General features: G+C 69.7%; 11 protein-coding genes and 3 pseudogenes. 6 read left to right on the forward strand and 8 right to left on the reverse strand.

The features are described from left to right. Positions 1 to 15: 15 nt before the first annotated feature. Positions 16 to 147 carry a DUF397 domain-containing protein gene (locus LIU39_RS34070; protein ID WP_308409451.1) on the forward strand — a complete coding sequence of 44 codons (132 nt, stop codon included), beginning with the start codon at positions 16 to 18 and terminating at the stop codon, positions 145 to 147. Positions 148 to 340: 193 nt separating this feature from the next. Here the strand turns inward: LIU39_RS34070 and LIU39_RS34075 are convergent, their stop codons facing one another. Beyond that, positions 341 to 760 carry a MarR family winged helix-turn-helix transcriptional regulator gene (locus LIU39_RS34075; RefSeq protein WP_227050857.1) on the reverse strand — a complete coding sequence of 140 codons (420 nt, stop codon included), beginning with the start codon at positions 758 to 760 and terminating at the stop codon, positions 341 to 343. A 57-nt stretch (positions 761 to 817) separates the two neighbouring features. On the opposite strand from LIU39_RS34075, the gene LIU39_RS34080 reads away from it, so the two are divergent. The 4 genes from LIU39_RS34080 (at position 818) to LIU39_RS34095 (ending at position 4,481) form a co-directional block, all read left to right on the forward strand. Next, positions 818 to 1,342, forward strand: coding sequence for a DUF6790 family protein (locus LIU39_RS34080; RefSeq protein ID WP_227050858.1), 525 nt, complete (start codon positions 818 to 820; stop codon positions 1,340 to 1,342). Between the two features lie 22 nt (positions 1,343 to 1,364). Then, complete coding sequence (locus LIU39_RS34085; RefSeq protein WP_227050859.1) at positions 1,365 to 2,018, forward strand: TMEM175 family protein; 654 nt, start codon at positions 1,365 to 1,367, stop codon at positions 2,016 to 2,018. A 164-nt stretch (positions 2,019 to 2,182) separates the two neighbouring features. Next, the gene (locus LIU39_RS34090; RefSeq protein ID WP_227050860.1) at positions 2,183 to 2,707 is read left to right on the forward strand and encodes a DUF1203 domain-containing protein; all 525 of its coding nucleotides are present in this window, start codon (positions 2,183 to 2,185) and stop codon (positions 2,705 to 2,707) included. Between the two features lie 124 nt (positions 2,708 to 2,831). Beyond that, on the forward strand, positions 2,832 to 4,481 hold the full coding sequence (locus tag LIU39_RS34095) for a long-chain fatty acid--CoA ligase (RefSeq protein WP_227050861.1): 1,650 nt from the start codon (positions 2,832 to 2,834) through the stop codon (positions 4,479 to 4,481). A gap of 75 nt (positions 4,482 to 4,556) precedes the next feature. Here LIU39_RS34095 and LIU39_RS34100 read toward each other — a convergent pair. The 7 genes and pseudogenes from LIU39_RS34100 to LIU39_RS34130 all read right to left on the reverse strand — a co-directional run. Beyond that, positions 4,557 to 6,068 (reverse strand): annotated as a pseudogene (locus LIU39_RS34100) (response regulator transcription factor); the annotation flags it as partial. Between the two features lie 471 nt (positions 6,069 to 6,539). Then, positions 6,540 to 7,016 (reverse strand): RICIN domain-containing protein, encoded by a 477-nt coding sequence (locus LIU39_RS34105; protein WP_227050862.1) that lies wholly within the window; start codon positions 7,014 to 7,016, stop codon positions 6,540 to 6,542. Positions 7,017 to 7,424: 408 nt separating this feature from the next. Beyond that, complete coding sequence (locus tag LIU39_RS34110) at positions 7,425 to 8,603, reverse strand: methyltransferase domain-containing protein (RefSeq protein WP_227050863.1); 1,179 nt, start codon at positions 8,601 to 8,603, stop codon at positions 7,425 to 7,427. Beyond that, positions 8,600 to 8,737: a hypothetical protein gene (locus tag LIU39_RS34115; RefSeq protein WP_227050864.1), complete on the reverse strand. Its 138-nt coding sequence runs from the start codon at positions 8,735 to 8,737 to the stop codon at positions 8,600 to 8,602. The genes LIU39_RS34110 and LIU39_RS34115 overlap by 4 nt, the downstream gene beginning before the upstream one ends. 90 nt (positions 8,738 to 8,827) lie before the next feature. Continuing rightward, positions 8,828 to 9,675: pseudogene (locus LIU39_RS34120) on the reverse strand (helix-turn-helix domain-containing protein). Between the two features lie 3 nt (positions 9,676 to 9,678). Then, positions 9,679 to 10,197 (reverse strand): DUF6879 family protein, encoded by a 519-nt coding sequence (locus LIU39_RS34125; RefSeq protein WP_227050865.1) that lies wholly within the window; start codon positions 10,195 to 10,197, stop codon positions 9,679 to 9,681. Next, positions 10,178 to 10,443, reverse strand: a pseudogene (locus tag LIU39_RS34130) (hypothetical protein). Before LIU39_RS34130 ends, LIU39_RS34125 begins: the two are co-directional and overlap by 20 nt. Positions 10,444 to 10,743: 300 nt before the next feature. Here LIU39_RS34130 and LIU39_RS34135 point away from each other — a divergent pair. Further along, on the forward strand, positions 10,744 to 11,034 hold the full coding sequence (locus tag LIU39_RS34135) for a hypothetical protein (RefSeq protein ID WP_227050866.1): 291 nt from the start codon (positions 10,744 to 10,746) through the stop codon (positions 11,032 to 11,034). The last annotated feature ends 313 nt before the right edge of the window (positions 11,035 to 11,347 follow it).

Here is an 11,347-nt window from a genome sequence, read left to right on the forward strand (position 1 = left end):
CAGAACTGCGTCGAGGTGGCGCCGGGCTTCCCGGGTGTGCTGCCCGTACGCGACTCCAAGCATCCGGGGGGAGCGGCTCTGGTCGTTCCCGCCGGTTCGTGGTCGGTGTTCGTAGGGGCCGTCAAGGGCGGCAAGTTCGACGTCTGATCCGGGAGTTACGACGCGAGGGACGTGCCCCTGTACCGGTCTGTGGCCGGTGCGGGGGCACGTCGGCGTGATGCGTCCACCGCGGGGCATCGGCGACGGCCGGATTTCCCGCACTTGGAAATCGCGTCTCCCGAGGCTGCCCGTTTTGAACTCGGATCCGCAAGACAGGACTTGGGGAATTCAGCAATGATTCTCAGTCGGATGCGAGGAGCTCGGCCAGCCGAAGGGTGTCTTCGAGGTAGCGCTCGTAGGGAAAATCGGCCGCGATGAGCCCGGCTCGGAACTCGTCGCCGAGCGGCTTTCCGGCGGTGTGGAAGGCATCCCGGCCGGTCTCGGTGAGGCGGACCAGCCGCCGCCGCGCGTGTTCGGGGTCGACGGTGATCTGCACCAGACCATCCGCTTCGAGTGGTCGTAGCGCCCGGCTGATCGCCGGGTCGGACACCGACAGCGCCTGCGCGAGCCGATGCTGTGTCGCCGGTTCGATGTCCTCCAGCGTGCCCAGAAGTCGTATCTGGCTGTAGGTCAAGCCGGCGGGGCCATCGGTGCGCTGCCGGGCCGCCTCACCCAGCAGCATGACCACGCGGTGCAGCGCGTCTGCGAGTCCGTCATCCACAGCCACCACTGTACCCGACCATTGACGGGTTAATATTAACCAGTTAAGAATGGAGTCATGGACAACTTCTCCTACCTCGCTCAGTCCGCCTTCCCACTGGTCTGGATCCTGGTGCCGGCCGTCGGGGCTTTCGTGCGGACCCGCCATGCGCAGTCACCTCAGCAGGCGCTGGAAACCTGGCAGCGCTGGTGGGCCATCGGTGCCTTCGGCTGCGGCAGCCTGTGGATGACGGTCGCGTTCCTCGGCTTCCCGAACGTCATGGCCACGGCGATCGGCTTCGACCGGACGCCCTTCATGTTCGAGATCGCCTTCGCCAACCTCGGGCTGGCCGTCATGGGCTTCCGGGCCGCCTCGGCATCTGCGCGGGAGCGCATCACCATCGGGCTCGGCGGTGGGATGTTCCTCTGGGGAGCCGTGGTCGGTCACCTCTACCAGTGGTTCGCCAACGGTGACCACGCCCCCGGCAACACCGGCGGAGTCCTCGTCAACGACCTCCTGATCCCGGCGGTCATGATCATTCTGGCCGTGCGATCCCGGCGTCTGGCGGCCACGCCCCGGCCGACCGTGGAAACCGGCGCCTGAGCCGCAGGAGCTGTTCCTCACCATGACGACTCATACCGGCCACGAACCCGACGCCGAGACCGGCGAGGTGCGAGCGCTCGCCGCCGAGCGGCTCATCATGTTCGTCGACGCGGCGATTGCGATTGCACTCACCTTGCTGGCGCTGGATCTCCCCGTCCCTGTCGGCGACACCACCGGCGCCATGCTGAGTTCGGTGGCGGCCCACGGCAAGGAGTACCTGGCCTTCGCGCTCAGCTTTGTGGTGATCGCCGCCCATTGGCGTGCCCACCACGAGATCTTCCGATACGTCCGCTCGCTGAACAGCCGCCTGACCAGTCTCACCCTGGCATGGCTGTTCATGCAGGTCCTGATGCCGTTCGCGACCCGGGTGATCACCGCCGACGGCGCCTTCCCGCCCCGGTTCAGCCTGTACGCGATCGTGCAGGTCCTGGCGTCCGCGTCGTTCGCGCTGATCATCCGGGAGATCCGACGCGCACACCTGTACCGCACGGACGTCCCGCCCCAGGTGTTCGCCGAGAACCTGGTGCGCAGCATCTGCCTGGCCGCAGTGTTCGGGGCGTCCGTTCCCCTCTCGTTCCTGAGCATGAGCTCCGGCGCGTACCTCTGCTGGCTCGCGGCGCCGATCGTGCTCGCCGTAGCCCGCCGCGTCCAGGGCCGCGCGCCGTCCGGCAACTGATCGGGATCGTCCGGCCGGACCTCAAGAGCGGTGTACGCGTACGGTGCAGCGGCAGCGCGGACTTCATCCCGGCCGCCGCACACATCGGGGCCCCTCCCGTCCCGCCCACCGCCCCGTCCGATTCCCGCCAGCGCCCCGCCCCCCGGCCGCCGACCCTGGGAGGCATGACGACAACGACCCATCTGCCCCTGCCCATCGCCCCCGCCACGCTCAGGGAATTGCGCGAACTCGACGACTCCGGGCGGCCGATGCGGCCGTACACCGCGCGGGAGGACGGGGTGCCGATCGCCTCCGTGGGCGGTCCGCTGCGCTGCTGCCTGCGGGGCATCGAGGCCGGCGAGCGGGTCGCGCTCGTCTCCTATGCGCCGCTGCGCCGTTGGGCGGCGGAGAGCGGGGCCGAGCCGGGGGCCTACGACGAGGCGGGGCCGGTGTTCATCCATGCCGGGCCCTGTGCCGGGCCCGCCGACGGCCGGAGCTACCCCTTCGCGCGGCCGGGGGCGCTGCGCACGCTGCGGCGCTACAACGCGTCGGGGCACATCGTCGGCGGTGCCCTCTTCGAGATTCCCGACGATGCCGAGGCCGGTTTCGAGCGGGCGCTGGACGTGGCGTTCGGGGCGCCGGAGGTGGCGGTGGTGCACGTACGGGCGGTGGAATACGGCTGTTTTCAGTTCGAGGTACGGCGCCCGTAAGCCAACTCGGCCGGTTGCCGCCGGTAAGCGGTGAAGAACACATCGCGAGGGCGTGACATACCAATTGGTACGCATCGAGAATCGCAGCACACGACTACCCGTCCGTAACAAGCGGAGGCACCCGGTGCTCAGCACGATGCAGGACGTACCGCTCACGGTCTCGCGAATCCTGACGCACGGCTCGACCGTCCACGGCGAGTCGGAGGTCATCACCTGGACCGGAGCGGACCCGCACCGGCGCACGTTCGCCGAGGTCGGCCGCCGGGCCGCGCAGCTCGCCCACGCGCTCGCCGGCCTCGGAGTGGGGGAGGGAAGCCCCACGGGAACGCTGATGTGGAACAACGCCGAGCACCTGGAGGCGTATCTCGCCATCCCCTCCATGGGCGCCGTGCTGCACACCCTGAACCTCCGGCTGCCCGCCGAGCAGTTGACGTGGATCGTGAACCACGCCGATGACCGCGTCCTGCTGGTCAACGGCACCCTGCTGCCGCTGCTCGCCCCGCTGCTGCCGCGGCTGCCGACCCTGGAACACATCGTCGTCGCGGGGCCCGGCGACCGTTCCGTGCTGGACGGTGCGCGGCCCGAGGTGCACGACTACGAGGAGCTGCTCGCCGGGCAGCCCGAGCGCTACGACTGGCCCGAGCTGGATGAGCGGGCGGCGGCGGCCCTCTGCTACACCTCCGGGACGACCGGCGACCCCAAGGGCGTGGTCTACAGCCACCGTTCGGTCTATCTGCACTCGCTCCAGGTCAACACCGCCGAGGCGTTCGCGCTGTCCCCCCGCGACATCGCGCTGCCCGTCGTGCCGATGTTCCACGTCAACGCCTGGGGCCTGCCGCACGCCGCGTTCATGGCCGGCGCGTCCCTCCTGATGCCGGACCGCTTCCTCCAGCCCGCGCCGCTCGCCGAGATGATCGAGACGGTACGTCCCACCATCGGCGCCGCCGTGCCCACCATCTGGCAGGGCCTGCTCGGCGAACTGGACGCCACCCGGCGCGATGTGGCGTGCCTGGAGACCGTCATCATCGGCGGCTCCGCCTGCCCGCCCGTCCTGATGCGCGGCTTCGAGGAGCGGCACGGCATCCGCGTCGTACACGCCTGGGGCATGACCGAGACGTCCCCGCTGGGCTCCGTCGCGCACCCGCCGGCCGGCGCCACCGGCGACGAGGAGTGGGCCTACCGCACCACCCAGGGACGTTTCCCCGCATCCGTCGAGCCCCGGCTGATCGGCCCAGGCGGCGAGACGCTGCCCTGGGACGGCGAGTCCGCAGGCGAGCTGGAGGTCCGCGGGCCGTGGATCGCGGGCGGGTACTACGGCGGTGCGGACGGCGAAGTGCAGCGCCCCGACGACAAGTTCAGCCCGGACGGCTGGCTGCGCACCGGCGACGTCGGCACCATCACCCCGAACGGCTTCCTGACCCTGACCGACCGGGCCAAGGACGTCATCAAGTCCGGCGGGGAGTGGATCTCGTCGGTCGAGCTGGAGAACCATCTGATGGCCCACCCGGGGGTGGCCGAGGCCGCGGTGGTCGCCGTGCCGGACGACAAGTGGGGCGAGCGCCCGCTGGCCACCGTGGTTTTGGCCGAGGGGGCGACGGCCGGGTACGAGGAGCTGAAGGCGTTCCTCGGCGAGCGCATCGCGCGCTGGCAGCTACCGGAGCGGTGGGCGCTGATCCCGTCGGTGCCGAAGACGAGCGTGGGCAAGTTCGACAAGAAGGTGCTGCGCAGGCAGTACGCGGACGGGGAGCTGGACGTCACCCGCTTCGGGGCGTAGGCGCAGGCAGGGGGGAGGGCGGCGGACGGCCGCCCTCCGGTTCCCCAGGGGCGCTCAACGGCCCGCGTCACGCGGTCAGTTCGTGCCGATCTTGGCGAGCAGGTCGACGATGCGGGCCTGCACCTCGGCGCTGGTCGAGCGCTCCGACAGGAACAGCACGGTCTCGCCCGACGCGAGGCCCGTGAGCTGGGCCGGGTCCATGTCGGGGGCGGTGTAGACGACCAGCGGGGTGTGGTCGAGCAGGCCGTTGGCGCGCAGCCAGTCGATGATGCCGGCCCGTCGGCGGCGCACCTGCATCAGGTCCATCACCACGAGATTCGGCCGTGCCTGTGTCGCGAGGGCGACCGCGTCGGCGTCCGTACCGGCCCGCGCGACCTGCATGCCGCGCCGCTCCAGCGAGGTGGTCAGCGCGCCCGCGATGGCGTCGTTCTGCTCGATCAACAGCACGCGGGGCGGGTGCTGTTCACCGTCCCGCGGCGCCAGCGCCTTGAGCAGCACCGCCGGGTCGGCGCCGTACGCCGCCTCACGGGTGGCCTGCCCAAGACCCGCCGTCACCAGCACCGGAACCTCGGCCGCGCCCGCCGCCTGGCGCAGCGACTGGAGCGCGGTACGGGTGATCGGTCCGGTCAGCGGATCGACGAAGAGCGCGGCGGGGTACGCGGCGATCTGCGCGTCCACCTCTTCGCGGGAGTTGACGATCACCGGGCGGTAGCCGCGGTCGCTCAGCGCCTGCTGCGTGGAGACGTCCGGCGCGGGCCAGACCAGCAGACGGCGCGGATTGTCCAGCGGCTCGGGCGGCAACTCGTCGTCCATCGGCGGCGGCTGATGATTCATCACCTCGACCGCGCCGTTCGGCCCGTCCAGCGGCTCGGGGCCCTCACTGCCCTCGTCCGGCGCGGAGATCGCGAAGGCGCGGCCCTCGCCCGAGCCCAGCAGGTGCTGCTGATGGGGCTGCGCGGACGGCTGCGGGGCCTGGGCCGGAGGCGGCGTGTGCGGCTGGGGGCGGCCGGTGTGCGGACGGGGGTCGGCCGGAGCGGCGTCGGCCCGCTCGTCGTCCTGCGGGGGCGCGGCGAGCTTGCGGCGGCGGCCCGAGCCCGCGGAGGTGCCACCGGGCGGCGTGCCACCGGGCGGGGTGGCGCTGGGCGGGGTGGTGCCGGGGGCGCCCGCCGGACGCTGCTGCTCGATCTGCTGGGCGAACGGCACGCCCTGCCCGAGCGTGCGCACGCGGAACGCCTGCCCGTGGGACTGCCCGGCCGCCGGGCCGCCGTCCTCCTCGGGGAGCGGCTGCGCGGCCGCCGGGTCCTGCGGCTGTGCGTGGCCGCCGGCATGGCCCGGCTGCGGCGCCTCGGCCGGGCTCGGGCGCCCGCGGCGGCGGCCGGTCGGGGCGGGGCCGGCGCCGTCGGCGGCCTGGGCGAGGCCGGAAGCCGTGCCGTGGGCGGTGCCTGCCGCGGCGGACGGGTCCGCGTCGCCGGTGGGCTGTGCGACGAGCCCTTCCGGACCCGCGACGAAGGTGCCGGACGCCTCGGCGTCGGCCATCGCCGCCGCCGCCCGCTCCTCGGCCGCGGCCCGCCGCGCCCGCCGCCACCCCAGGCGAATACCTGCACCTGCGTGACCCCGTCGGGCACCGTGAAGACCCCTGAAGTCGTGAACGGCTGCTCATTCGCCACCCGCGGTTGCACACGCCCGGCGGCCGGCACCACGGCCGTCGCGGGCCCGCACAGCAGGGCACCGCCGAGGACCAGCGCACCGGTCACCGCCACCCCCCGCCTCGCAGGCCCACTCCTGAAAGCACGCAGCGGATCCCGCCCCGAAGAATTCTCTGTCCTGGACACAGCACAGCCCTCCCCGAACACGAACGACGGGCCCGATGGCCCCTCCCCACCCATGGTCCGCAGGCCCCACCACCCCGAGGAGAGCAGCAGACGCAATTACGGAACAAACCACCCCAGCCGGTGAAGACCAGACGACGGAACAGAACAACCTGCCCCAGTGGCCCCCACTCCTCAGAACGGGATCTACGAGCCGGGGTCCACAGGGCGAACGTTGCCCAATGCGGCACTAGTTGTAGAAGGCGCGGATGCCCTGGCTGCCGTCGCCCTGCTTGACGAGCGTGAAGCTCTGGGCCCGGGTGCCGTTGTACGTCTTTCCGCTGACGACGCCTTTGTCCATGGTGAGAGCCAGGCCGGAGTATTTGTTGCGGATGCCCGAGCTTCCGTCGCGCTGCTTGACGACGGTGAAACTCTGCGACCGAGTGCCCTTGTACGGCTTACCGCTGACGACGGCCTTGTCCATGGTCAGGACCAGGCCGGAGTACTTGTTGCGGATGCCCGAGCTTCCGTCGCGCTGCTTGACGACGGTGAAACTCTGCGACCGAGTGCCCTTGTACGGCTTACCGCTGACGCGGCTGCCGTCCATCGTCAAAGCCGTGGGGGTGGCCGCCTGCACGGGCGGTGCGCCCAGCCCGGCGAGCGAGCAGGCGAAGACGGCGCCCGCGGCGGCTCCGCCGATGCGTCTGCGCACGGTGAGTTGAGCCATGTCGATCCCTCCGGGAGTCGGTGCGGGGCGGTGATGCCGTTCCCCGCTGTGCCATGACAGCACCCGCATCACAAGCTGCACGAGACTCGATACGGACGGTGACGACGATCGCGCTTCGGGGGGAGCGGGGCCCGTGGGGTCGGCGACGAGGGGCAATCGCTCGAATCGGACCGTTTCCGGCGATTTCTCGTCGCGCGGGGATGACTGCTGACCACCTCTGCCGCGTAGCCGATTCAAACCGGATGCCACAATTGGCGCATTCTGACCGGTTCGCCCGGGAAAGGCGGCGGACGGTCCCCTGTGATCCACACGGCGACCGGGCCGGACCCCCGTCAACGCTTCGCCACGTGGTGCACCTCGGCCATGGAGAGAGGGCTCAACGTCGGCCGGTGCCGGTCGAGGGAGCGGCTACGCGCTCCGGAGGGGTACCGGGTTGTCCGGGGAGTCGAGCCACACCCGCTCGCCGTCGCCGTCCGCCGTGAGCCCGAAGCGATCGAATCCAGGGCGGCCCGCGTCGGCCCACCAGCGCCACGTCTGCTCCAGCTCGTTCCACAAACGCCGGGCCCCGGACTGGACGACCGGGAACGCCGCGCGCCCCTTCTCGTAGTCCGCTGTCGCCCAGGACGTGACGCCCGTGTCCATGAGCCACAGCCGGTAGGCGCCGTTCTCGCCCCACTCGACTCGACAGAACAGGTCCGGGATCTGCACCCCGATGGCGAACATCTGCACCCAGTCGCCCACGTCATCCGGGGACAGCGTGGTATCGGACCGGCCGCCCGTACCGGGCCACTCCCTGCCGTCCAGGTAGGCACCGGTCGGTGGCAGTTGCTTGCGCTGAGCCCGCATCCGCATGAAGGCCGACGACCCCATGAACGGACCGGACGCCGTACCGTCCTCGGCGACCGTCAGACGCGCGACCGCCTCCCCGCCGTACGTCGGCCCCCACGGGGTCACGATGACGCCTCCTGGCCGCACCTGAGCCCGCCATGCCGGGGGCACGCTGCCGATGGAACAGGTAGCGATCAGCCGGTCATACGGCGCCCGTTCCGGGTAGCCCTGCGCCCCGTCGCCAACGTGCACCAGCGGACGGAACCCGGCGAGGTCGAGGCGGGTTCGTGCGCCCTCCGCGCCGGCCTCGTCCACCTCGACGCTGACGACGCTCTCAGCGCCCAGCCGGTGCGACAGCAGCCCGGCGTTCCAACCGGTCCCGGTGCCGATCTCCAACACGGTCTGTCCGGGCTCGACGCCGAGGGCGTCCAGCATCGAAAACACCATCGTGGGCATGGAGTTGGAGCTGGACGGGGACTTTCCTCTGCCGGGTCCGCTGTACGCGCCGTCATCCCATTGGGTCGTGATCGGCGCATCCCGGTGGACGGCTTCCCACCAGGCGTCGGGCTCCTCGCTGCGGAGCACGCGGTCACTCTGGCGATTCATGCCGGCTCGGCCGGGCCAGATGGCGTCAGGCATGAACTGATGGCGCGGCACCGCCTCGAACGCAGCGAGCCAATCGCTCGTGAGGGCGCCCTTTCCCATGAGCACGGAGACGAGCCCCTTGGGGCCCGCCTCCTTCGCGGAGCGCTCGGTCACTTGCCGTCCGCCGGTCCCTGGCCGTCGTTGGTGTTGCCACCCTCGCCGGAGCCGCCCCCGCCGTGCTTGTTCCCGCTGTCACTGTCGTCCTGCGGGTTGCCCCCTGTCGCCCCGGTCAGCCACCACATGCGCATATCGCCACCTCCGTTGTCTCTCCCTGGTAGCGACACGCTAGGGACAGTGGAACCTCAACTCCTAGCCGATTACGCCTGATTGCGCACGGATTACCCGAGCGAGTCACGAGCCTTCGTGATCAGCGCGCGTGCCTTCGCCCCGTGGACCGCCATGTCGGCCAGCGTCGCAAACGTGTCGGCGTACGCCTTCACCTCACTTGGCTGTGTCAGCGTCAGATAGCCGGACACCAACTCCACGTTGACTTGGGCGCTGTCGTAGATCCAGAAGTTCTCCACCGGGAGTTGGCGGCGTTGCCGGGCCACCGGGACCACACCGAGGCTGACGTTCGGTAGACCACTCACGGTGAGCAGGTGCTCCAGCTGCTCCTCTTGCGCCTCCCCGGTGCTGAGCGTGTTTCGGAGAACGGCTCTTCGATCAGAAACGCGAACAGTCGTTGCCCCTCATTCAGCACACGCTGACGTTCCATGCGCGCGGCAACGGCGGCGGTCACATCGTCAAGCGGCACCCGTTGCCGCTGGATCGTCCGAAGCACGTCCTCGGTGTACCGGTGGGTCTGGAGGAGGCCGGGAAGAACCCAAGAGCTGTACGCACGGAACCGGCGCGTGCGCTGGTACAGCGGCAGACGTTCCTCCTGGGACCGTCGCAGTCCGGCACGCTCAAGCCGCCGCCACGTCAGCCACATGCCCTCGACAGCCCGCAGTGAGGCGATCAGGTCCTCTGTCCGGTCCTCGGCGCCGCACGCCCGACACCACGCCCGAATGTCGTCCTCGCTGGGCTTGGCCTTCCCTGTCGAGATCCGAGACACCTTGGACGGATACCAGCCGCACAGCGCGGCCAGATCCTTGCCGTCGAGCCCGGCATCCTCGACCAACTCCCGCAGGAGGTCAGCAAGGAGCTGTCGGGCTTGCCGGACGCCGGATGACGATGATCGAGGCATGGCTCACTGGACCGGCCTGTACTCCTCGTGAGGCGTGGCCCGCTCCCAGATCGCATCGAAAGCATCGGTGCACCAAGCGGCCAACGCGGCGTCCGTGACGTACTCACGCTCCATCAACGTGCCGTCCCCGCCGAAGTGGTGGAACAGCACCAACTCTGCGTCGAAGACCCAGAAGTCCACGGCGGGTACCGCAAGATCCTTGGCCCTGCGCCGGGGCAGCCAACGGACTTGCTCCCCAGCGGCGACGTTGGTCGCGGCGTAGTCGTACTCCCAGCGCACATACTCGGTCAGCGGCTCGGAGACGACGCGGGCACGGCGGACGGCCACGCCTCGGGACACCGCGGCGTGTACGGCGTCGTGCCACCCCTCCCACCACTCCGCCCGGTTGTCCCGGGTGAACTGACGGCGCCCCTCTCGCCAGGCAAGGAAGTCCGGGTCCTCGCTGTGGTAGTGATCGCGCACTTCCAGATGGATCGCGGACCTTCGGGCTTGAGACAGGGGCTCACGTGCCGGGGGCCTCATCGGCGACGTCTCCGTCCGGTCGCGGGATGTACTGGATCAGGACCTTGGGCAGTCGAACGATCGTCTCGTGATCCGGAACGTCCGTGCCATGGCCGGGGATTGACCCGATCTCCTGGCACGCCTTCACCTCGTCCTCCGTGGCCTTGTACGACGGATCAGGAGATCCCCGGTGTCCTCGTCCAGCCAGACAGTGGGCGAGTCGTCCTTACCGGTGTTCGGGATGATCCCCAGAAAACGCAACCTCATGAGCTCTCCCTGTGCGATCCGATTGCGCTCGATTGCTCGACGGTCGCCCCTGCGACTGATCAGCACAAGAGGGCCTGGCGCAGGAGGACCGGCGGGGCTTGCGTGAGGTCGTTGAAATCGAATCAAAAGCGCGATGTGGTTTATTTTAATGCCCTCCCGCAGGCGTCACTACCTAGGCCGGGAATAAGTAGGCCAAGCGGGCGACAAATCCATTAAGGGAAATGGGCATTTGCTGGGCTCGCAGGGGCGCCCTAGCGTGGGTTGCGCGAAGCAGGCAGCGCACACAAAGGAGTAGCGCTCATGACAGTCACGATCAAGCAAGTCATGGCCCTGGAAGACATCTCGCCGGATGAGGCCACTCACGGCAAGGCGATCAGTTTCACCGGGAAAGAGTTGGGTTCGGTAACCACGGCGGTGTACATCCTGGCCGGTAAGGAATACCCGACTCAGGCCACACCCGTACCCAACGAACCCACGAAGGCCACAGCAACGGTTCCCAATACATGGCTGGTTGGAAGTGGTCAGGTATTCCTGAAGGGATCACGCGACCGGCAAACCAACACCATGCCCTTCGACGTCATCCCGGGCTAGGGATATTCCGCGAAATCGCACGCGGAATACCGGCCGGGCCGGCGGGGCACTCGAAACAGGGCGCGCTCCGCCGGCCCGGCAATCCTCTTCGAGAGTCACAGATCCGAGATTCACGAATTCGAGAGTCACGAACGGAATTCAGCAGCACATACATGGCACTTGTCCCCGCCTCGCACGGGGCCGCGTGGGTGCGTTGTCCAACACCGGTACCAGCCGGTCGTAGAGGTTGAGTGCCGCCGCGATCTGCTGGGCTGCCGCGGCCGGGAACGGCTGGTCGATCATCACGTGGGGCGCACCGCCTCGGCGGGCCGCG

It is taken from the genome of Streptomyces pinistramenti (assembly GCF_020564935.1).
In the GTDB taxonomy this organism is placed as follows: domain Bacteria; phylum Actinomycetota; class Actinomycetes; order Streptomycetales; family Streptomycetaceae; genus Streptomyces; species Streptomyces pinistramenti.